A 22,679-nucleotide genomic window follows, 5' to 3' on the forward strand; every position below is an offset into this window, starting at 1 on the left:
TCGCTTCCACAGCCTCACCCTGCCCTGTCTTAATCTGCCTAACAGTATAGCTATATGCGAGGGAGATAATTGACTCATGGACACCTGTCCGTCACTTTCATAAATTGGCAGATGCCCTGTGATAGAAGTACAAGCTGAAGCCATGAATCTGGACTCCCGGGACATTCCCGCAACGAATACGGGACGGCATGGGGGAAGGATTTTAGCCCTCTGCCTAACATGAAGCAGGGAGACATGCGCCGTGCCGGTCTATGCTTTCATCCTATATACTTTAGTATTCGAACTTTAAGGAGGAGGTTGTGTCACTGTGATTATCGGCACCGCCGTTAACGCTAGCGGCTTGGCTCAGGCCCTGCTCATGGCGCGCTCGGTAAAGCGACAAATGCCTTGGGCCAGAGTTGCGTTATGTCTGGTTGAAGAGTTCCCGGCTCAGCCGTTACCCGACATTGACTGGATATTCACGGCCAGAGAAATTTCCGATCGGCTGGGACTTCCGGACTTTGAGAGCCATATGTTCAAATTCAACTCTCTCCAGTGCGGGGTAGCGATGAAGGGGCGGATGCTCGCGTACCTGCTCGACACGTTCCCATCCGAGCAGCACGTGGTTTATTTGGACCCGGAGATGTACGTGTTACAGCCATTTCACGAAATCGGGCACATGCTGGAGAATTACGACGTTGTGCTGACCCCCCATCACCTCGAACCCTCCTCTGCTAGGGAAAGCTCCCGTGAGATCGGGACTTTGACAGATGGCACCTTCCACAGCGGTCTTGTGGCTGTTAAGAACAGCCCGGAAGGACATCATTTTGCGAAGTGGTGGATGAAGATCGCCGCCGGCGAATATGAGGGTCAGCCATCCGGTCTATTCAAGGATCAGCCCTATCTGAATTTCGCGCCTGCTTATTTCAATGCCGGTGTGCTGCGCCATCCGGGTTACAATCTGGCTTTCTGGAATTTGCATGAGAACGGCAGGAAGGTCTTCAGAGAAGAGAGAGGGTTTGTACTGACCGATCAAGCGCCTCTATGTTGTGTGAACTTCAGCAACTTTCTGGGGCTGCTCGAGAGCGGTATGAACCAGCATGTCCACCGGGACGGAGCATTACGGCAATTGTGGAGCGAATATCAGGGTGAACTCTCACGGAATCGCTCGGAGTACCCTTCCCTTCAATGGTCATACAACTTCTTCTACAGCGGCGAGACGATTTCCGATGAAACCCGGCTCCGCTTCAAGGCCGCATCCTCCATCGGGAAGCCAAGCGGCAATCCCTTCTCCCTTTCCAATCATAGCGGGTTCTAAACCTCTCCAGATGAAGGAGGTCAAACATGATCATTTGTTCAGTAACCTGTGCGGACAATCTGCATGAGGCGAAATTAATGGCAAGGGCCGTGAAGTATCATATGCCGTATGCCCGGGTTGCCATCTGCCTGATGGAGCGGGAGATTCACCCGGCGGCACTGGACGTTCCCTGGTTTGACGAGGTCATTCTCGCCAAGGATCTCGGAATCCCCCGTTTTGAAGCAAGCATCTTCAAGTACAGTCTGCTTGAAGGGGTCACTTCCATTAAACCGGCGTTTCTCCGCTGCTTGTTTGACCGGCATCCGGAAGAAATGAATGTGGTGTTCATGGATACCGATATTGTCTGCTACGCCCCTTTCGACGACTTGCTGTACGCACTGGAACACCACGATATTCTGCTGGTGCCGCACCGGATTCAGCCAAGCGACTATCCGCTGGGTTACCTGCATCACGGTATTTTTAACACCGGCTTTCTGGCTCTCCGCCGGTCGGAGGAAACCTTCCGGTTCCTGAACTGGTGGGGAGAGCGGCTGTACAGCTATTGTTTTTATGACGCGCCCTTTTTTGTCGATCAGAAATGGGCTGATCTGGCGCCGGCTTTATTCAACGTAACGGTGTGGAAGCATCCCGGATATAACGTAGCCGCGTGGAATTTGCACGAAAGCTGCCGGATCATTGTCAGCGATGAGAACGGCCGGTACTGGCTGGCAGACCACAAACCGTTCGTATGCTTTCACTACTCGGGAACGCACGGCATGCTGCAGTACTGCATGAGCGAATGGATTCCCGACTTGAACAACCCGCTGTACCGGCTGTTTCAGCTGTACCAGGAGGAACTTGAGGTTATGGGTCAATCCGAACTATCGCAAATTCCGTGGAGCTATGATTATTATCTGGATGGCAGCCCGGTGACGGTGGAGGACAAGAAAGCCTACGACGCCGATCTAGAGGCTTGGAATTCCGGCCGCGATCCTTTTCAATCCAAGGCCGGGGCGAGCGGGGATGGAGGGGTATGAAGGGACTGATTGTGTGCGCGGGGAAGGGACAACGGCTGAGACCGTTCACGCTGACCCAGCCGAAGACGCTGCTGCCTGTTGCCAATACCCCCATTCTGTTCTATGCCATTGAGAAGCTTGCGGGCGAAGGGATACAGGATATCGGAATCGTGATTCATCCTTCACAGGAAATGATGATTCGTAAGGCTGCGGGCGACGGGGAAAAGTTTGGCGTATCCCTGACCTATCTGTATCAGCAGGAACCGCGGGGGATTGCCGATGCCGTGGCCGCCGCCGAAGCTTTTATCGGACTGGACGACTTCATTCTGCTTCTCGGAGACAACCTCGTCAAAGAACCCCTTCGTACCCTGATAGACCGGTTTGAGCAATCGGATGCCTCCATTCTGCTGACCAGCGTCGACAATCCCGAACAGTTCGGCGTAGCGGAAATTAAGGATAACCGTATCGTCTCCCTGGAAGAGAAGCCGCCCGTTCCCAGAAGCAACCTGGCTGTCGTCGGCATCTATGCATTCAGCGCCGGCATCTTTGACCACATCCGGAACCTTAAGCCTTCCGGGCGGGGAGAATATGAAATAACGGACGCCATTCAGAGCTTGATTCTAAGCGGGCGACAAGTAGCTTTCGCCCTTACCCATCAGCCGTGCTCCGACGTCGGGACCTCACAGCGGTGGCTTGCGGCCAGCCGCTGGATGATGGATGAATTGTGCGGAGACGCAAATAGCATTTCTTCCGGGGCTTCTCTGGTGGGCTGTACGGTCCGCGCTCCGGTGGTCATCGGTTCCGGAAGCACGCTGCGAAACTGCATCATTGGCCCCTATGTAGCGGTCATGCCCGGAGCCCGTCTGGAGGATTGCCATATAGAACACAGCATTCTGCTAAGCGATGTCGTAATCAGCGGAACAGGCGCAGAGCCAATGACCGGAATTTTTGGCGAAAACGCAAGTATCATCCGTTCCTCCGTCCAGGGCAGCTATCTCCCGGCACCGAAGCCTGCTCTGGATTTGCGGATCAATTCACATGGGAGGGATCTAGGATGAAGATCATTCCACGAAGACTTCAGGGCGTGTTCGAGATCAGGCTGTCTCCGCTGTATGATCACCGGGGTCATTTCATGAGAATCTACGATGAGAACATATTCTCCGAGAGCGGTCTCCACCGCCGCTGGCTTCAGGAGAATCAGTCCGTAACTCTTCGCAAAGACACGATCCGGGGCCTTCATTTCCAATATGCGCCCTCTACGGAGACCAAGCTTGTCAGAGCTGCCAAAGGTGCCGTGTATGATGTGTTTGTCGATCTGAGAACGGATTCTCCCACTTTCGGTGAGTGGGACAGCATCGAGTTATCCGAAGACACTCAGGCCATGATCTATCTTCCCCGCGGCTTCGCACACGGGTTCTGCACACGAACCGATTACTGTGTCGTTCAATACAAAGTGGACCAGGAATTCTCCCCCATTGCGGATGGCGGCATCCGCTGGAACGATCCTTCCATCGGTGTCCAGTGGCCGACCGAAGCCCCCATTCTCTCGGAGAAAGACAAGAATCTGCCTACGCTGGAAGCGTTCCTTGCGCAGCATAAAGGGCTTGATGTGAAATGAGAGTTATCGTTACCGGTGCCGGAGGATTTATCGGCAGCTTTCTGTGCGAGCAGCTCTGCCGGGATGGTCATGAAGTGATACGAATCTTCCGCCGTCTGCCGGACGCAGCGGAGAGAACAGATAAGTCCGGGGAGAACGTTGAAGCCGATGTACGGTCGGGCAGCTTCCCCTCTCTCCGGCTCCCCGGCGACGCTGTAATTCACCTGGCTGCGGCCAATGATATTATTTCCAAAAATGGCCATGAGGGATTGAGTCTCTCAATACTGGGAACCAAAAATGTACTCGATTTCGCTGTCAACAATCGCATTCCCCGAATGATCTTCTTCTCCACCATTCAGGTTCTCGGATCGGAGCTTGCGGGCGAATACAGTGATGAATCGGCCATGCGGCCCGAGAACGATTATGCGGCCAATCACGCGATGGCAGAAATCTATACAGAGATGTACGCCAGAAAAGGGCTGCTCCAGGCTGTCAGCATCAGGCCGACCAATGTATACGGACATTTTGCCTATCCGACCATCAACCGCTGGAGCCTGGTTCCCGCATGCCTGTGCAAGGAGGCCTTCTTCGAGAAGGCTATCACCATACGGTCCTCGGGAAGACAGAGACGAAATTTCATCAGCGTGCACAGCGTCGCCAGAGCGACAAGCGCCATTCTGAACAGGTTCCCCGCCACCTACGATACGGTTAATCTCGGCTCTCCCTTGTATATGACCATCCAGGAAGCCGCCCGCTGCGTGAAGCAGGTGCATGACGAACTGTACGGTGAACCGGCGCGGCTCATCCTTCAGGGAGATGAACCGCAGCAGGAGAACCGGTTTTACCTGTCGCTGGGCAGATTGGAGGACCGGTACGGTTTCAGGGAACACCTCGGCGCAGAGGATTTCCGCAGCCAGATCTCCCTGCTGTTCCATCAGCTCGAGCGATCACACCGATAAGGCGGAGGATTATGGATTGACGGTAGCACTCCGGCTCCAAGCAGAGGCATCATATATAAAAATAAAGGCCCGTTAAGCAGACGCTCTGAAGGAGCTCTTGCTTAACGGGCCTTGACTTGCCGGCCGTCTGTTAGGCGCTTCGATTAATCGCGGGACTGTTCGAACAGCCCGATCTGCGAGCGGCAAATCTGAAGCATGTCTTTTCCATCCAGAAATGCTTTATACCAGCCGGCTGTCTGTACTAAAGCCGTATCCAGATCCCAAGTGGGCTTCCAGCCGAGCCGGGCCTTCGCCTTGGAGATGTCGAGCTTCAACGCAGCGGCCTCATGCAGCTTGCTGCCGGGAACGACCTCATATGCGGCTCCTTCCCCCCATATCTCGCTAAAACGGCTGACCACTTGCTCCACAGTCTGCGAATCCCGTTCATCAGGCCCGAAGTTCCAGGCTTCCGCATACGGGATTCCTTCCTCATAGAGCCGCTGTGCCAGAAGCAGATAGCCTCCAAGAGGCTCCAGCACATGCTGCCAGGGGCGAACCGAATACGGACTGCGCAGGATGGAAGGAGCCGGCTGGCTGAACGCTCTGACGCAGTCCGGGATCAGCCTTTCGGAGGCCCAGTCGCCGCCCCCGATCACATTGCCCGCTCTTGCCGACGCAATGGCAACCCCATGCTGATCATATTGGGCAGGATTAAAGAAGGAGTCGCGGTAGGACGCTGTAACGAGCTCGGAGCAGGCTTTGCTGTTCGAATACGGATCAAATCCGCCAAGCGAATCCTCCTCCCGGTATCCCCAGTACCACTCCTTGTTGCTGTAGCATTTATCCGTGGTTACGTTGACGAACGCCTTCACCTTGCCTCCCCGAAGGTTATGCAGGCGGATCGCTTCAAGCACATGAACGGTTCCCAGCACATTGACCGCATAGGTGTCCACCGGCCGCTGATAGGAAGCCCTGACAAGCGGCTGTGCGGCAAGATGGAGCACAATATCCGGGTCTGCCGCTTTCACCGCGGATTGCAGCCTCGCTTCATCGCGAATATCTCCGGTAACCGAAGTCACGAGCCGGTCAACCCCGCAGCTGTAATACAGGTTCGGATCGGTTGGGGGAGCGTCGGAATATCCGGTAACCAGTGCGCCGAGCCGGTCCAGCCAAATCGACAGCCAGGAGCCTTTGAACCCCATATGACCGGTCATGAATACCTTTTTATTCTGCCAAAAATTTATTTTCTCCACGGCGCATTCCCCGATTTCCACAGCTGGTCGAGATGATTTTTATCCCGGAGAGTGTCCATTGGATGCCAGAAGCCCTCGAAGCGGTAACCCATCAGCTGCCCCTCACGCGCCAGAGTTTCAAGCGGTTCCTGTTCAAATACGGTATGATCGCCTTCAATGTACTCGAATACTTTCGGTTCCAGCACGAAGAAACCGGCATTGATCCAGGAGTTATCGCCTTTGGGCTTCTCTTGAAATACCTTAACCTTGTGCCGGGAATCCAACTGCATGGCGCCAAATCGGCCCGGAGGCTGTGTAACGGTTACGGTGGCAAGCTTCCCGTGACTTTGGTGGAACTTGAGCAGCGCGCCAAGATCAATTGAAGACAGGCCGTCACCGTAAGTCATCATGCAAGCCTCGTCCCCGATAAAATCGGCAATCCTCTTCAATCTCCCGCCCGTCAGCGTCTCCAGTCCCGTATCCACCAGAGTTACCCTCCAAGGCTCCGCCTTGCGCTGATGAATAACGACCTCATTGCCGCCGGCATAATCGAAAGTTACGTCCGAATTATAGAGATAATAGTTGGAAAAATACTCCTTGATCACATTGCCTTTATAGCCGAGGCAGATTACAAAGTCGTTAAACCCGTAGTGCGAATACAACTTCATGATATGCCAGAGAATCGGCTTCTCCCCAATCTCAATCATAGGCTTTGGCCGCAAATGCGATTCTTCGCTGATACGAGTGCCGTAGCCTCCTGCCAAAATCACGGCTTTCATTAACAGACATCCCCTTCCTTGATTCACCCGGCTATCTCTCCAGCACCCGGTTCAGCACATCCATCAAGGCCGCTTGATCATATCTTCTGACCGTAAGGTTCCGGGCAAGAATCTTCATGATCCAATCCCGCTCGGGCTGGCAGCGGGTCGTACCGAAGCATAAATGGCGATGAAGCTCCCATTCCGTTGGAGAAGGGGTGAGCCCCATGTTTTTTAACAAGTCCATCCGTACCCGGTCCGCCTGCTTCTGCTGTTCCATGCTCTGGGTCCGGCTAAGCTGCTGATCGTGGAGCCGATAATACAAGCCGTACTGCCGCAGATTGGCTATGCGCGTAATGGAGGACAGCCGCGCCCAAAGATTATAGTCTTCCGCATACTGGTAGGCAGGGTCGTAAGGAGGGCCCGTAAGCTGGTCCAGAACCCGTCTGCGCATCATAACGGCAGGGTGTACCAGACAGCAGTGAAAGAGCAGCGAGCATTCCAGAATATCCGGTTCGCAAGGAAGAGCGGTAAATGCTTCGTTGGAAAGGGCGTTCATGATCCGGTATTGCGTGCCGAGTACCCCGATATCGGGATTCAGATCCATGTAGGCAATCTGCATCTTGAACCGGTCCGGCAGACTGCAGTCATCCGCATCCATTCTGGCAATGTATCTTCCCGAAGCAAGATTCAAGCCCTGGTTCAGGCTGTACACAATTCCTCTATTCGTCCCGTTATCCATCAGCCTGATCCGGGAATCCGGATATTGCTCCAGAATCTTCAAGCTGTCATCCGTTGATCCGTCATTGATGATAATCAATTCAAAGTCGGAATAACTCTGCTGAAGTACACTTTCCACCGCGAGTCCCAGAAACCGGGAGGCATTGTAGACGGGCATCAGTACGGAAAGGTTCGGCATCCAAATCTCCTCCTTACACAGTAAATTCCCGCCGCCGGTTCGCAGATTGGACAATTCCACCGGGTAATCCGCACATTTCTGGTCGTACATCTCCGTTATTTGGAGGAGCTGGGCGTACTGCACATGCATTGGCGGCAGCGGAATCATAGGATACAACATCTCGTATGCAACAGCTGATCAGGAGGGTTCTCCATGAGAATTTTGCAAGTCGCACCAAATCATGAAGCGGTCCCCCCCAGCAGGGATGGCGGAACTGAACGAATCATCTATCAACTGTCCGAAGGATTGGCGCGCAGAAATCATGATGTGATTCTGTTCGCTCCACAGGGAAGCCATTTCTCGGGAACCGTGATCCCTTACCCGTTCTATGGGGACGCCTCTATCGGTCCCTATGTCATGGAGCATCTGCCTCCGGGCATCGACATTATCCATGACCACAGCTTCGATTCGGCTCTGAGCCGTACCGAAGTTTCCTTTCCGCTGGTTCATACCATTCATCTGCCTGTCAACAATACGGTGAAATTCCCCATCTATGTAAGCCAATCCGCCAAGGAATCGATAGGAGGCGGATACGGATATTATGTGCATAACGGAGTGGATACCGAGAGCTACGAATTCAGCGCCGAGAAAGAGGATTACCTGCTCTTCATGGGGAGAATCGTCCGTGAGAAGGGAGTCCTTGAAGCTATGGCGCTCGCGGAAATGACGGGCCAACGGCTCGTAATCGCTGGACCTCTGCATGATGAGGGGCTGTTTCTGAATGAAATCGTCCCCCGGCTGAACCGTAATCCGCTCCTGCAATACGTCGGTCCGGTGGGCGGCAGAGTACGCCAGGATTTATTAAAGCATGCCCGGTGTCTGTTGTTCCCCATTCAGTGGGAGGAGCCCTTTGGACTCGTACTGCTGGAGGCAATGGCCTGTGGAACTTCCGTTCTCGCCCTATCAAGAGGTGCGGTGCCGGAAATCCTGGGCTCCTCCTCCGAAATGTGCTGTGAATCCTTAGATCAAATGGCAGCTAAGCTCCTATACTACACCCCTCCTTATCGTCCCGAGCTGTTGAGGCTCCATGTCCAGGAACATTTCTCTGAATCCAAGATGATAGACAGCTACCTGTCCCTGTACCAGCTGGCCATCTTAGGGATAAAGAAGTAAAGGAGGGATTAAAGATGTATGAAAGGAACGCCCTGCGTTTTAACGGAGAAGAATGGATCAAGTTCGAGAGAAGCTGCAAGATCAGCAATACCTTCACCTATGAATTCTGGGTCAAAGCGGATGAAGATCAGATTATGGATGAAGAGCGGAACACCGGAGCGGACGGGATAGGCGGGAGAAGCTATTTGATAGGCCCGGACTTCTACCCGGAGGGCGCCGCCGGCTGCGGAGTTTCGGTTGGCACCAACGGAATTTCGGTCTATGAGCACTCCGTCAATCATCTTCCCGCCAGAATGGTCTTCGCTTACGACTTCTCGGATTGGCAGCATGTTGCCATTGTATGCGAGGAGAAGAAACTGCGGCTCTACATTAACGGACTGGGGGTAAAAGGAGAAAGCCTGGCGACCAATGCCGAACGCCTCGTTCCCTCCCTCTGCCTCGGCGGTCATGAGCACTACGGCACATTCAAAGGCCAGGTCCGGGAATTCCGCCTGTGGTCCACCGCCCGCAGCGAGCTGGATATCTGCGGCAGCATGTTCATAGGCCTCAGCGGAGACGAAGCCGGTCTCTACTTCTACCGCGACCCGGAAAGAGGGGTATCGGTTACCGGGGGGGTCAAACGGTACTTGGATGTGAGCGTAATCCTGCCTTCATTCAATAAATGCCCTCTGAATTATTTTTCCTTGCTGAGTCTGGAACGGCAGCACTTCCCGATGGAGCGGATGGAGGTTGTTTTTCTGGATGACGCCTCCACGGACCATACGCCTACTGTGTACTTCTCACTGCTCCCGGAATATTCTTTCATCTATGTTCGGCAGCTCCGGAACAGAGGCAGATCCGTGATCCGGAACATAGGCGCAAGCATAGCCGCAGGCTACACCTTGCTGTTCGCGGACGCCGAGATGATCGGCGGGCCGGACTGGGTCATGAATCATGTTCGTCATCATCAGCAGGGAGAACGAAAAATCGTCTCGGGGGCCATGCTTGCCAGACATGTGTACACGATGACCGATCCGAATTATTCCCCCGAGCAGATAGCGGATATGGCCGAGATCTATGCGGGGCATCCCACGGCTGCGCCAATTATTGATGAATTTTTGCAGGGGAACCAAACCCCGGTTCAACTGCTTCCCTTAGAGTGGATGTTCGACCCGGGTCATCTGAATCAATGGAGCAGCCAGAACGATTACTTTCAACCGATACTCGACACCTATGGCTACCGCTTCAAGCTTTTTCACTATGCCTGGCTGAATTTGATCACGAGCAATGTGTCTATCAGGAAAACCTTCTTTGACGAGCTCGGTGGCTTTGAGGAAGACTTCATGGGTTTTGGCTGGGAAGACTGGGAGCTCGGATATCGCGCCGCCAAAAGTGGAGCTCTGTTCATTCACGACGACTCGTTAACCAACTATCATCAGGATCACCCCATTTCGAACTTGAATATGCTGGACTCAAGGTCCAACTATTTATTATTTTGTCAAAAGTATCCCCGGGATATGGAAATCCGGCTCCTTGCTCTAACCATGATGCCCGACTGGATCACCTTGTCCGAGCTTAACGAATATTTAACGGAATACAACAATATCCGGGCGATCTACAAGAACAGATTCCCCACTCTCGACCAGTATCTGAACGGTGCTTTCAATCTTCTTCTGGACCGTCTGGGGCAGCAGGAAACCGTCAAGCTGCCGATTGCTCCATCGGTATTGGGAGAAGGCGCGGAGGCGGCTCTTCATGAGGAAATCGCCGTAATCGAAAGGCTTGAAGCTTTTCCGAATCTGTTGAAGCTGGTTGAACGAATACACCGATATTTCCATTGAGGCAGCAGCCGAGTGAGAGCCGGGAGGGCATGAAAGCAGATCCCGGCTTCCCGTTCGGACTTGGAAGGAAAGATTACTAATGATAAAGTGAAAGGAAAATGGTATGGGGAGGAAGATGTGCATTGAAGAACGACCGGCTGTATTTGAGGCATGCGGAGCTGCTGCGGGACAAGGTTCCGGCCTTTGGGGAATATCCGTTTCACCTGCCAGCTGTGAAGACGATGAGCCGGCTTGAATTCAGCCATCCCGTGACCTTCCTGGTGGGAGAGAACGGCAGCGGCAAGTCCACGCTGCTGGAGGGAATCGCGGCAGCATGGGGCTTTAACCCGGAAGGAGGGACGTTGAATTTCTCGTTCTCCACCCGGTCCTCCCATTCGGCGCTGCATGAGTATCTGCGGATCGCCAGAGGCGTGAGACGGCCGAAGGACGGCTTCTTTCTGCGCGCGGAGAGCTATTACAATGTGGCTTCCTATATCGATGAATTGGACGAGCAGCCACTCGGCGGCCCTCCGCTCCGGGATTCCTACGGAGGCAAATCGCTGCATGAGCAGTCGCACGGCGAGTCTTTCCTTGCCGCTTTTATTCACCGGTTCGGCGGACGCGGACTTTACATACTGGACGAACCGGAAGCCGCGCTCTCGCCCCTGCGCCAAATGACGCTGCTGGTCCGGATTCATGAGCTGGTGCAGGAGAACTCCCAATTTATCATCGCCACCCATTCGCCCATTCTGATGTCTTACCCGGGAGCGTCCATCCGTCTGCTGGAGGAAGAAGGCATACGGGAAGTCCAGCTTGAGGATACCGAGCATTACGCGGTGACCAAGGCGTTCATGAATGACCGGGAAGGCATGCTGCGCGATTTGCTGGGAGACGAATAAGTCCGTAGCGCCTCTTCAGTAGAGCACACGATATCTGCCGACCAGCTAATGCGCGGTTATGCTATTTTGCTGCGCAGCTGCCTTGTGTTTATCCGCCTCGCCTTTGCACGGCCTTGCGTTCCTTAGGCAGCCTTCGCTGCAAGAAAGGTTTGACAAATTCCGCATGTTTCCATTAGTATCCTTGATATAACCGCTATTTGAGAATCAATCTCAATTGAAATCCTACATAAGAAAGAGTGAGCCGGATGCTTCGCCGTTTTTTCTCCTATTACAGGCCCTACCGCAAGCTGTTTCTGCTGGATTTTCTGTGCGCCATCGGCGCCGGACTGCTCGAGCTGGCATTTCCGGTTGCCGTAAACCGCTTTATCGACGATCTTCTGCCGGGACAGAACTGGTCCTTGATCGTGGCCGCCTGTCTTCTGCTGCTGGCCGTCTATGTGCTGAACACCGCCATGCAGTACATCGTCACCTATTGGGGGCATATGCTGGGCATCAACATCGAGACGGATATGCGCAAAAAAATGTTCGACCATATCCAGAAGCTCAGCTTCCGCTACTTCGACAACAACAAGACCGGACATCTGATCGGCAGGATGACCAATGACCTGAACGATATCGGCGAAGTCGCCCACCACGGTCCGGAGGACGTATTCATCGCCGTCATGACGCTGATCGGCGCTTTCTTCCTGATGGCGGACATCAATCTCCGTCTTGCCGTGATCACCTTCATCATTGTCCCTGTCATTGCCTGGATGCTCATCCATTTCGGCAAAAATATGACCTCCACCTACCACCGCCTCTTCGGCAATGTCGGCAGCTTCAACGCGCGGATTGAGGACAATGTCGGCGGCATCCGCGTTGTCCAGTCTTTTGCCAACGAAGAGTACGAGAAGAAGCTGTTTGAAGTCGACAACCGGAATTACCGGGAGACGAAGCTTAATGCCTACAAGCTGATGGCGCGCAGCATGTCCGTCAACTATATGATGACCCGGCTGATCACGATCTTCGTCATGATCTGCGGCTCCTGGTTCTTCATCCGCGGAAGCCTCGAGATCGGCGAATTCGTAGCGTTCCTGCTGCTCGCCAACATCTTCTTCCGGCCGATCGAGAAGATTAACGCCATCATCGAGAGCTATCCGAAGGGAATCGCCGGCTTCAAGCGCTATCTGGAGGTTATCGATACAGAGCCGGATATCGCGGACAGCCCGGATGCGGTGGAGGCCGGTCCTCTTCGCGGCGACATTGTGTTTGATGAGGTGTCCTTCGGCTATGAAGAACACCGGCCGGTTCTGCAGAACTTCTCCCTGAACATCCGCGCCGGGGAAACCGTCGCTTTCGTCGGTCCTTCCGGGGCGGGCAAGACGACGGTCTGCAGCCTGCTCCCCCGTTTCTATGAAGTAACCGGGGGCGGGGTTGCAGTCGACGGCACGGATATCCGGCACTTCAAGCTCGAATCGCTGCGTCGGCAGATCGGGATTGTGCAGCAGGATGTCTTTCTGTTCTCCGGAACGATCCGGGAGAATATCGCCTATGGCAAGCTGGACGCCGGAATCGACGAAATCTGGGAGGCGGCCCGCAGAGCCCATCTGGAGGAGCTGATCCAGAGCCTGCCGGAAGGTATGGATACGGTGATCGGCGAGCGGGGAGTCAAGCTGTCGGGAGGACAGAAGCAGCGGATGGCGATCGCCCGCATGTTCCTGAAGAATCCGCCGATTCTGATCCTCGACGAAGCGACCTCCGCGCTAGACACCGAGACGGAAGCGGCGATCCAGCAGTCTCTGGCGGAGCTGTCCGTCGGCCGTACGACGCTGGTCATCGCGCACCGGCTCAGCACGATCCGCAGCGCCGACCGGATCGTCGTTGTCGCCGAGGACGGCGTCGCCGAAGAAGGCCGGCACGAGGAGCTGGTCGAAGCCGGCGGCATTTACAGCCGTCTGCACCAGGCGCAGCTCAGCTTCTAGTTCGTCCCCGACAGCCGGCCCGGCAGGACGGACGGGACTGCGGAGCAACTACAGGAATGCATAAAGCCGCCGCACAAGAGGCTGCTAAGGTCGCCCATGCGTACAGCAAACAGCCGTGATGCCCAGAGCATCACGGCTGTTTGAATTGAAGCAAGCCAGGATCTAATAGGAATCCCGCCGCGAGGAAGTCAGCTTCCGCACGACCCAGGCGAACATCGCCACGGCCATCATATCGAAGCTGACATTGAACAGGAACAGATGCTTGCCAATGTCGGCGCGTCCATCGCCCAGAATCGGAACGAGGAACGAGAAGATGCCGATCAATCCCAGCAGCATCAGAAGCTCGCATGCGAGGCGGCCCCTCCGTTCACGGCTGCGCACATATTCGAAAACCGTTATGGCGTAATACACAAGATAGAAGACGGCGATGAACCACAGCTTATGCGGGAGCAGCTTGTTCTTGAACTCGCTCCAGGCGCTGTACGTATAAGCCAATGCACCCGCCTGTTTCCCTTCGCTCTTCTCATAGCTTCCGAGATAGTAGGGTCGGATCGACATGCCGTTTGAAGCCGCATACTCCATATTGTCCAGCAGCCGGCCGGGATTCTTCAGATAGAAGACCAGCACATCCTTATGGGAAACCCGGTTGTAGAAATCCGGGACAAGAGAAGGATCGTCCTGCTTGATCGCCGTGTCCTGTTGAAAATAATTCGTTCCCGCCAGCACCTCCAGCCGCTCCGGCAAGCCCAGCTGGCGAAGATCGCCCCGAACATCATCCGAGCCGTTCAGCACGCCGTAGAAGACCGTCTGATACAGGTTAATATGCTTCAGCTCCTTGGGCGCTGCGACATAGAGGACGACGGATACGACGAAAATGGCCGCCGCGAACGAGATCGCCGCCTTCCGGAACCGCGGTCCCGCATCAAGCGACGACAGACGCAGGAAGATCAGCGCGAAGGCGATGCCGATCGGCGCGTTCTGAATCTTCGAGCAGGCCAGGAACAGAACGGCGATGAAGAAGAACGTTAAATCCTTGACCGTCGGCGCCTCCTTCGCCAGCAGCCGAAGCCCGAGCGCGAACGCAAGCAGCATCGACACGAGGGAGACCGGCTCTCCAAACAGCGAGTTGAAGTACGCGGTATACCCGATATCATAGAACACGAACAGCAGAACGCCACCCAGCAGCAGCCCCGCTATGTAAGAACGTCCGGCATTATATTTTACAAGCAGCCAGGTAGCGGCCAGCAGCAGAATCGCATGCACAGCCGCCAGAATGCGGATATCGAACCAGCTGCCGTGAAACAGGCCGCCGAGCAGCCTGGCCGGCAGAACGAGAAAAATCTGCGAAGACGGATAGAACCCGCGGAACAGCGATTCGTAGGCGAATCTGGAATGGCTGTAGCTGAAGAAGCGGTCAGCGTACGTCTCTGCGGCGTCATAATAATTCAAGCCTATCGTGTTCATCATGCGCAGAAAATCTCCGTTGTCGGCAACGCCGACGAACGGCCCGAGAAAGAGAATGCCAAGCAGCAGGCCGAAGCCCGCAGTAACAGCCAGAATATGCGGTTTAACCCATGATTTCATTTCCTGTTCGATCCTTCCTCTTAACGCTTCGGCAGCAGCTTGACATACTCGTCGGACACAGCCAGAAGCTTCAGCATATACTCGTAATCCCTTTCGTATTTGGCGAAATCGGAGACGGGCTTAAGCGTCTTGAGCGAGACGGCCTCGCCGCCTTGAAAGCTTTTGCCGGGAACGAACATAATGTCGTCATTGAAAAAGGAGCCCGAAGGCAGGTAATACCTCATCCCCACCACGTTATGCTTGATGTTCAGCAGATCATGCCCGAACGGGACAACCCCTTCTTCCTTCAGCGAAATGCCCAGCAGATTGGCGAGGGTCGGCATAATATCCATCTGTCCGCCCGTCCGTTCAATCTCCTTGCCCTGCGTGGAGCCGGGAATGCGAATAATGAGCGGGATATTGAACCGGCTGACACGGGAATCGTAGGGAATGCCCAAGGCCTGCTCCACCTGCTCCGGCGGTACATCCTGAGGCTGAAGGCCGAAGTGATCCCCGTAAAATACCAGCACGGTATTGTCCCATAGCCCGCTGCTCTTCAGGCCGTCAATCAGGGTGCCGATGGCATAGTCCGTATAATTGACCGCGGTCAGGTAATCCCCGAGCATCGTATCCTTAAGGTTGTCAGGCACCGTTATTTTGCGGAAGGCTTCCGGCACTTTGAACGGATGATGGCTGGAGGCGGTAACGAATTGGGCATAGAACGGCGTACCCTTTTGGCTCAGCTTGGATAGCTTCTCGATCCCGGTCTTATACAGCTGCTCGTCCGAGGCGCCGAATGAATTGAAATGGTCGTTCTCGAAGTAAGGCTTGTCGTAATAGCCGGTGAAGCCGATGGCGGCGTACAAATCCTTGCGGTTCCAGAAGCCTACATTGTTGATGTGAAACGTATAGCTCTCGTATCCCTTGCTCTCAAGCACCCGGGGCAGGCTCGGCAGCTTCCGGTCCCCAAACCCTGTTGACATCGCGAGCGTGCCGATCGGATAGATCGACGTATTGCTCATGAATTCGGCATCTGAGGTATTGCCCGGCCCGATCTGCTGATAAACCTGCGGGAAATACAGCCCCTCGTCCGCCAGCCTGTTCAGGTTCGGCGTCAGCTCCTGCCCGTTCAGCGATTTGTGCAGCGGGAAGTTCTGAAAGGCCTCCATCTGCACGACAATGACATTCTTGCCCTTCATCGCTCCGTAATAATCGGCCGCCGGCGTGCCGGTGGGCTGTCCGCCGTAATTATAGGAAGCTTCCAGCGTTTCAAGATTGCCGATCGTGTCCTGAATATTCCCGGTTCCGACCAGACTGCTGTTCTGATGCTGGCGGATTGCCGCCACCACTTCATAATTCAGGAAGCCTGCGCTTTCCGCCTGAACCAGCTCATTCGTAATTCCGGCCGAGGCGCGGATCGTATATGCCGACCAGGAAGCGCCTGCCAGAATGCAGAGAAGCGGAATGACGAACCCCGCTCTAACCCGGAACCGCCCGGATTCGGCGGAATAGGAATAGGCAGAATAGGAGCCGACAGCAGAACCGCCGCGCGGACCGTAATAGGACCAGGACGAATAGTCGCTGCGGCCGCCGCGGCGAAGCTTGCGCACGATCATCCATAGCCCGTACAGGAGAAAATCCGCGAAGAACAGGTAATCGACCATCTGCACGGTCGATCCCACACTGTCCCTGACCTGGAACACTTGATCAAGCTCATGCAGGGCCAGATAGGTAGGGACCGATCCGAAATGGTTGAAGTAGACGCTTGAGGCGAACAGAATCAGCGACAGAATCAGGTTGAAGCACCAGAATGCCGCCGTCTTTGCCCTGGAAGGCATCACTACCGCCAGAATTCCCATAATCAGCAGTACCGGCGCGACATCCGCCGCTATCCACTCCCAAGCGATCCGGTCGAAGAACAAGAGCCGCAGAAACAGCAGCTTCAATAGAAGCAGAGCCGATACGGCGATGAATGGTTTGATAACTCTGGTTGTTTTTCCGTACATACATATCCCTCTTAATTGTCTTAATATGAATTCACTGCGGCGGCGTTGAATTACGTCCGCATAACAGCAAGGCTCGATTCCCGTACGATGAGCCGGGGCTCAAGCTGCACCTTCTCGTATTCGCGCTCCGGACTCTCCAGAATCCGCCTTAGCAGCATTTGAGTAGCCAGACCCGCAGCCTCGCTCCCCATAATGGAGACCGAAGTGATCTGCGGCTCCGTGAGGACCGTCAGGGGATTATTGTCTATCCCGACTACGGCGATATCCCCGGGCACGCGGATTCCCAATCTCTTGAAGCGGTTGACGATGCCGATCGCAACCATGTCATTGACTGCATATACGGCGTCCGGCCTATGTTCCAGATGATAGAAATAGTCGGCGGCTCGCTCCCCCATCTGAGTGGACAGCTCATCCCCCAGATAGACCAGACTTTCATCGTAATCGGTAACGGATTCCTCATAAGCGATATAGCGGTCTTCGATCAGTTTCTTGGAAGTGCCGGCATAAGCGATTCTCGTTCTCCCGATTCCCTGCAGATGCTCCATAACAAGCTTGCCCTCCAGCCGCGACAGGCTGACGATATCCGCTCTAATCTCACTCTCCAGCCTTTTTCCGTAATTCAATATGGAGATGGGCACCGCACATTTATTGATCAGCGCGCTTAGCGTCTTGGGATAGGCCAGCGGCATAATGATCATCCCGTCCACATGCAGTTGCTTGATATCCCGGACCGTGTCGAGTTCAGTCCTTGGATTTCCGGATGTATTGATCTGAATGACCCGGTAGTCATATTGTTTGGCTGTCTGCTCGACAGACCAGGCAATGTCCGGAATGATGGCGTTGCGGATGTCGGGAACAACCAGCGCAATCTGTTTGGTCTGCCGGACTTTCAGACTTTGAGCCGCCCTGTTGGGGGAGAATCCCATTTCCTCAATAATCCGCAGAATTCTGGCCCGCGTCCCGGCGCTGATTTCCCCGGAGTTGTTGATGGCCCGGGATACAGTGGCGATGCTCACCGAAGCTCTTTTGGCTACATCCTCTATCGTGATCTTGCTTCTGTTGGTCATCGAATAATTCCCTTCCAACCTTAAGTCTAGCGAATTTCGATTCTTCGTATTCTAAGATATCATACCTTATTCCCCAGGAATAACAACTTTAGTAACTTCCGAAGCCGTTCCAGAACAGCTTTTGGGTTTGACATCTGCTTGTGGATATGTAATTATTAATTCCGGAAACGTTTACGGTTCTTGTTGAAAATTTTCGGGATATAGGAGATGAAATTTGATGCAAGCGTTGAGATGGCATAATGTGAAGGACTTGAGGGTGGAGACAATCGATGAGCCGGAGGTCCTTCCCGGCAAGGTCAAAATCCGTGTGGAATGGTGCGGAATTTGCGGCAGCGATCTTCACGAATATGTGGCGGGTCCGATCTTTATCCCGAAGGATAAAGCCCATCCGTTGACCGGGGAAGCCGCTCCAATCGTTATGGGCCATGAATTCTCGGGGGAAATCGTCGAAGTCGGCGAAGACGTGAACCAGTTCAAGGTCGGCGACCGGGTTGTTGTTGAGCCGATCTTTGCATGCGGTACTTGCGAGGCGTGCAGACAGGGCAAATATAATCTCTGTGACAAAATGGGCTTCCTCGGACTGGCCGGAGGCGGCGGCGGTTTTTCCGAATACGTTTCCGTAAATGCTAATATGGTTTTCAAAATTCCGGATTCCTTGTCCTTCGAGCAGGGCGCTCTGGTCGAGCCGTCCGCTGTCGCGCTTCATGCCGTCCGTCAAAGCCAGTTGAAGGTCGGTGACAAAGCCGCCGTGTTCGGTGCAGGACCGATCGGGCTGCTGGTCATCGAGGCATTGAGAGCCTCCGGCGCCGCCGAGGTCTATGTTATCGAGCTGTCCGAGGAACGCAAGCAGAAGGCGATAGAACTTGGCGCCGTCGTCTTGGACCCGAGAGAATGCGATGTTGTGAAGGAGCTGCATGACCGTACTTACGGCGGTGTCGATGTCGCGTACGAGGTAACGGGCGTTCCGTCCGTGCTGTCGCAATCGATCAATTCTACCAAACTGGGCGGCCAGGTGATGATCGTCAGTATTTTTGAAAAAGACGCTCCGATCACCCCGAACAATATCGTGCTGAAGGAGCGCAATATGACAGGCATTATCGGCTACCGCCACGTATTCCCCGCTGTCCTTAGTCTGATGGAACAGGGCTATTTCCCGGCGGACAAGCTTGTGACGAAGAAGATCAAGCTGAACGAAGTGATCGAGCAGGGCTTCGAGGCTCTGCTGAAAGAGAGAAACCAGGTCAAAATTCTCGTCTCGCCAAGACCTTAACGGGCTGGCTGTATTGAACTGTTGAACTAATCCCCTAGCATACACTTGCATTTGGCATCCGGGCCGTCCCCAATGGCTTGACTGGGGACGGCCCTTCGTTCGTCCGGTGCTGAACCGGCCGCTCTGTAGTTGCTCTCTCATAGTCACTCTCTCATAGTTACACTTTCATCCATCACTCTTACCTACGCCACTATTCCCAATGCCTAATTTTCCGCCACCGCAGGGCTTATCTCAAATCTCCATAACTTTCCCGAGAGATTGTAGGAGACCTCGATATCCGGCCAACCGGAATGTGTGAATGTGGCGACTCCGGGAGCCTTTGGATTTTTCTTAAGCTGATAATCCTTTAGCTTCGAGCTGTAGGTAGAAGGCAGAATCCCTTCCGTCGCCGAGCGTATCTGCTGTTCACTGACCGCCAGCAGCTTCTTGTCCCGTTCGGCCTGCACCTTGGCGGAATCGGATTTCCCGTCGAACAGAGACGTATCGGTAATCCCGCATACAACCCGGGTAAAAGCATCCATCGTAACATAAGCCTCGCCTCCGAAGCGCAGTGTCAGCAAATCTATTGTCCCATTAACGGAGCGGTAGGCTCCCGTCACAGTCAGATTTGTCCGGTTCTTGTTCATGAACTTCAGTGCCTTGATCCCCTCTTCCGTTATTGGAGAATCCAGGGTTCCGACATCCGGCTCGAAGCTCATCAATTTAGTGTCCCCGTTAATGATTTCAACCCGTGCATCGGCTGCTCTGAATACAGTCCTCACCTCAATCTTCTCATCCCTGGCAGCATCGTAATCGACATTGCGCGAAGCGGAGTAAGCAAAGTCTCCTTTATAGCCTAAACTCGCCATCACCGCTCTTGCTCCATCGCTTAATTTGCGGATACTCTGATCAGGTTTAAGCGAGCTTGTCACTTTCGCCTTCATCATCGCCCCCGTCTCCGTGCTGATCCAGAAATACGCGATGTTGTCACCCTCGCGGTATGTATACCGCATCAGCTTCTCATTCTTCACGCGCTCGGCGCCTTCAAACGGAAGAGAAATTCCCAGCAGATTTTGCAGCGCCTTATCCGCCGCCCTCTTCATATCCGCTTCCTTAACCGCCCCAGTGGCTGTAGAGAGAACATTGCCAGTTCCTCGGTAGCTTAAGAGCGAGCCATCCGCCGCCGCCCAGCCCAGTCCGGCAACCGTCAGTGCAATGCATGCGGCGACGGCCGTTTTCATATATGGATTTCCAACGGACTCCCGTGCTCTTCGGGGCTCGCCTTCGCGGATCGTCCGCAGCACATTCTCCGCATGCTCCGCCGTAAATCCGCCCTTTTCAAAGGGGCCTTTCGCGGCCCGTTCGTACCATTCCGGTCTGCTGTCCATTATCTCATCTCCTTCAGCATGTGTTGGACTTTGCGGCGGGCGCGGTGAAGCCTGGACTTGACCGTCCCGGGCGACCAGCCCGTAAGCTCGGCGATTTCCCGGGTAGACATGCCATATTTCAAATCGAGAACAAGCACTTCCCGGAACCCGGCGGGCAGACCCATGATCATATCCCAGATTTCATTGATATGCATGCTGCTGAAATACTGCATTTCCGCCGAGGCCGCAACGACCGCCCCGCCGCCGGCACTTATTGTGATCTTCCCGTCCGGCAGCGCAGCAGTGTCTCCCCACAGGCTTTTTTTGAAGAAACGGGATTTCCGGTGGGAAGATACGGCATTCCGCGCGATGGAGAACAGCCAAGTCTGAAAAGAGGACCTTCCCCGGTACGTCTCAATGCGGTAATAGCACTTCACAAATACCTCCTGTGCCAGCTCATCCGCCAGCTCGCGGCTTGAAGTCAAATAGTAAATGTAATTCCAGACATCGCCGCCGTAGCGGTCCATCACGGCCCGAAGCATATCCTCGTCCATCTGAACGGCATCCTTCAAATATTCGAAATTCAATACATTCACCTCACCAGATTAGACGACATACAGACCGGAACGGTTCCCGCTTCCGTAATTTACATAAGATTATTATTGACTTTGGCCATAAAAAAAGCATCCCTTGAGTTAGGGATGCTTTATACTCCAGGCCCAACGCCTGCTGCTTGTTGATCGCTGCTAGCTGCCCGCTGCTGAGTATTCGCGGCTTGCAACTTGCTGCCCGCTGCTTCAGCGTTCGCCGCTTGCCGCTCGTCACCCTGCAGTTCGCTATTCGCCGTCCGCAGTTCAGCATTTGCCGTTTGGCGTTCACCGCCTCGTAGTTCAGCGTCACCGCTCACTGTTCGCTGCGGCTTAACGCTACTGCTTACAGCGCAGCCTTTTTCGAACAGAACACGCCTATTCCGCCCGCTTCACCGGCCGCAGCACAGCATAACCGTAACCTTCCGGAAAGTGCCGCTGGTAGTCCTGCTTGTCCCCGGCTTCATCCCAGACATAGTCCAGCTCACCGGGATCGAAGCTCCAGGCTTTGTCCTCGACACCGCTCATGACCGAAGCATTATCCTTCATATAATCAAACGGGGGATAATAGAACACCAGGTACTCGGATTCCGGAATAAGCCGGCATTCCATCCCGTCCGGAATATCACCGGCATAATTCGTGGATACCGGAATTCCGTACAGATAGCCTTTTCTACCCTCCCGGTAAAACCAGCCGGCGGTCTGTCCCAGCTGTCCGGGCAGCGTGTGATGGGACATGCTCTCCAGCAGCCCGCTCACCTCGTCGCAGTCATGACCGTTCGCCCAAAAATCCCCGTAGTTGTCCGACTCCGCATCCCAGATCCCGATAAATTGATGGGCCGGTATTCGCTCAACTTTAACCTCTACCTCCTGAAGCTTAACCTCCGACATGAAGACACGCTCCTTCACCGCATAGTGATAAGGAGAGAAGACTTCGGCCCGGATCGACAACGGAATCGGCTGCCTGGATTCCCGGTACGCAGCGGGCGTCATGCTGAAGGCTTTGACAAAAGACCGGGTAAACGCTTCCTGCGAGGAATAGCCGTACTTCACGGCGATGTCGAGAAGGCGCAGCTCCGTATCCCTGACCTCCAGCGCGGCATGTGTAATGCGCCGGAGCCGCACATAATCGCGCAGAGTCATCCCCGTGAGCAGGTGAAACTGCCTTGTGCAGTAGTAAGGCGAATACCCCAGCCGTTCGGACATTTCCTGCAGCGTTGCCTTCGAATCCAGATGCTTCTCCACCCAATCTACCATCATTTGGACCATTTCGTTCCATTCGTACAAACCGAA

General features: G+C 54.4%; 19 protein-coding genes. 10 read left to right on the plus strand and 9 right to left on the minus strand.

From position 1 onward, the window contains the following. Nucleotides 1-307: 307 nt before the first annotated feature. Genes KIH86_RS08085 through KIH86_RS08105 form a run of 5 tightly spaced genes read left to right on the plus strand, consistent with a single transcriptional unit; the run spans nt 308 to nt 4,848 of the window. Nucleotides 308-1,297, plus strand: coding sequence for a hypothetical protein (locus KIH86_RS08085; RefSeq protein ID WP_223083057.1), 990 nt, complete (start codon nt 308-310; stop codon nt 1,295-1,297). A 26-nt stretch (nt 1,298-1,323) separates the two neighbouring features. Continuing rightward, the gene (locus KIH86_RS08090; RefSeq protein WP_223083058.1) at nt 1,324-2,313 is read left to right on the plus strand and encodes a hypothetical protein; all 990 of its coding nucleotides are present in this window, start codon (nt 1,324-1,326) and stop codon (nt 2,311-2,313) included. After that, complete coding sequence (locus KIH86_RS08095; protein WP_223083059.1) at nt 2,310-3,350, plus strand: sugar phosphate nucleotidyltransferase; 1,041 nt, start codon at nt 2,310-2,312, stop codon at nt 3,348-3,350. Before KIH86_RS08090 ends, KIH86_RS08095 begins: the two co-directional genes overlap by 4 nt. Then, on the plus strand, nt 3,347-3,910 hold the full coding sequence (gene rfbC, locus KIH86_RS08100; RefSeq protein WP_223083060.1) for a dTDP-4-dehydrorhamnose 3,5-epimerase: 564 nt from the start codon (nt 3,347-3,349) through the stop codon (nt 3,908-3,910). Before KIH86_RS08095 ends, rfbC begins: the two co-directional genes overlap by 4 nt. Further along, a complete protein-coding gene (locus KIH86_RS08105; RefSeq protein ID WP_223083061.1) occupies nt 3,907-4,848 on the plus strand; it encodes an NAD-dependent epimerase/dehydratase family protein in 942 nt (313 codons plus the stop codon). Before rfbC ends, KIH86_RS08105 begins: the two co-directional genes overlap by 4 nt. Nucleotides 4,849-4,991: 143 nt before the next feature. Here KIH86_RS08105 and rfbG read toward each other — a convergent pair whose 3' ends face one another. Genes rfbG through KIH86_RS08120 form a run of 3 tightly spaced genes read right to left on the minus strand, consistent with a single transcriptional unit; the run spans nt 4,992 to nt 7,895 of the window. Beyond that, a complete protein-coding gene (rfbG, locus tag KIH86_RS08110; RefSeq protein ID WP_223083062.1) occupies nt 4,992-6,080 on the minus strand; it encodes a CDP-glucose 4,6-dehydratase in 1,089 nt (362 codons plus the stop codon). Next, nucleotides 6,068-6,838, minus strand: coding sequence for a glucose-1-phosphate cytidylyltransferase (rfbF, locus tag KIH86_RS08115; RefSeq protein ID WP_223083063.1), 771 nt, complete (start codon nt 6,836-6,838; stop codon nt 6,068-6,070). The genes rfbG and rfbF overlap by 13 nt, the downstream gene beginning before the upstream one ends. A gap of 31 nt (nt 6,839-6,869) precedes the next feature. After that, entirely contained in the window at nt 6,870-7,895 is a 1,026-nt protein-coding gene (locus KIH86_RS08120) for a glycosyltransferase family 2 protein (protein WP_223110374.1), read from the minus strand. Between the two features lie 33 nt (nt 7,896-7,928). Between KIH86_RS08120 and KIH86_RS08125 the strand changes: the two genes are divergently transcribed. The 4 genes from KIH86_RS08125 (at nt 7,929) to KIH86_RS08140 (ending at nt 13,547) form a co-directional block, all read left to right on the plus strand. Beyond that, nucleotides 7,929-8,888, plus strand: coding sequence for a glycosyltransferase (locus KIH86_RS08125; RefSeq protein WP_223083065.1), 960 nt, complete (start codon nt 7,929-7,931; stop codon nt 8,886-8,888). Between the two features lie 14 nt (nt 8,889-8,902). Further along, entirely contained in the window at nt 8,903-10,708 is a 1,806-nt protein-coding gene (locus tag KIH86_RS08130) for a glycosyltransferase (RefSeq protein ID WP_223083066.1), read from the plus strand. 98 nt (nt 10,709-10,806) lie between these two features. Beyond that, nucleotides 10,807-11,586, plus strand: a complete 780-nt coding sequence (locus KIH86_RS08135) for an AAA family ATPase (RefSeq protein ID WP_223083067.1) — start codon at nt 10,807-10,809, stop codon at nt 11,584-11,586. Between the two features lie 245 nt (nt 11,587-11,831). Further along, complete coding sequence (locus KIH86_RS08140; protein ID WP_223083068.1) at nt 11,832-13,547, plus strand: ABC transporter ATP-binding protein; 1,716 nt, start codon at nt 11,832-11,834, stop codon at nt 13,545-13,547. Nucleotides 13,548-13,709: 162 nt separating this feature from the next. Here the strand turns inward: KIH86_RS08140 and wsfD are convergent, their stop codons facing one another. Genes wsfD through KIH86_RS08155 form a run of 3 tightly spaced genes read right to left on the minus strand, consistent with a single transcriptional unit; the run spans nt 13,710 to nt 18,183 of the window. Beyond that, the gene (wsfD, locus tag KIH86_RS08145) at nt 13,710-15,131 is read right to left on the minus strand and encodes a glycan biosynthesis hexose transferase WsfD (protein WP_223083069.1); all 1,422 of its coding nucleotides are present in this window, start codon (nt 15,129-15,131) and stop codon (nt 13,710-13,712) included. 20 nt (nt 15,132-15,151) lie between these two features. Next, complete coding sequence (locus KIH86_RS08150; RefSeq protein ID WP_223083070.1) at nt 15,152-17,116, minus strand: LTA synthase family protein; 1,965 nt, start codon at nt 17,114-17,116, stop codon at nt 15,152-15,154. A 50-nt stretch (nt 17,117-17,166) separates the two neighbouring features. Beyond that, on the minus strand, nt 17,167-18,183 hold the full coding sequence (locus tag KIH86_RS08155) for a LacI family DNA-binding transcriptional regulator (RefSeq protein ID WP_223083071.1): 1,017 nt from the start codon (nt 18,181-18,183) through the stop codon (nt 17,167-17,169). A gap of 217 nt (nt 18,184-18,400) precedes the next feature. Here KIH86_RS08155 and KIH86_RS08160 point away from each other — a divergent pair, with 217 nt between their 5' ends. Next, on the plus strand, nt 18,401-19,453 hold the full coding sequence (locus tag KIH86_RS08160; protein ID WP_223083072.1) for a 2,3-butanediol dehydrogenase: 1,053 nt from the start codon (nt 18,401-18,403) through the stop codon (nt 19,451-19,453). A 203-nt stretch (nt 19,454-19,656) separates the two neighbouring features. Here KIH86_RS08160 and KIH86_RS08165 read toward each other — a convergent pair whose 3' ends face one another. The 3 genes from KIH86_RS08165 to KIH86_RS08175 all read right to left on the minus strand — a co-directional run bounded on the left by KIH86_RS08165 (nt 19,657) and on the right by KIH86_RS08175 (nt 22,673). After that, on the minus strand, nt 19,657-20,820 hold the full coding sequence (locus KIH86_RS08165) for a hypothetical protein (RefSeq protein ID WP_223083073.1): 1,164 nt from the start codon (nt 20,818-20,820) through the stop codon (nt 19,657-19,659). Further along, the gene (locus KIH86_RS08170) at nt 20,820-21,386 is read right to left on the minus strand and encodes an RNA polymerase sigma factor (RefSeq protein WP_262416396.1); all 567 of its coding nucleotides are present in this window, start codon (nt 21,384-21,386) and stop codon (nt 20,820-20,822) included. The genes KIH86_RS08165 and KIH86_RS08170 overlap by 1 nt, the downstream gene beginning before the upstream one ends. 378 nt (nt 21,387-21,764) lie before the next feature. Beyond that, the gene (locus KIH86_RS08175) at nt 21,765-22,673 is read right to left on the minus strand and encodes a helix-turn-helix domain-containing protein (protein ID WP_223083074.1); all 909 of its coding nucleotides are present in this window, start codon (nt 22,671-22,673) and stop codon (nt 21,765-21,767) included. Nucleotides 22,674-22,679 lie beyond the last annotated feature (6 nt).

Origin of the sequence: Paenibacillus sinensis (genome assembly GCF_019904155.1) — a bacterium.
In the GTDB taxonomy this organism is placed as follows: Bacteria; Bacillota; Bacilli; order Paenibacillales; family Paenibacillaceae; genus Paenibacillus_AQ; species Paenibacillus_AQ sinensis.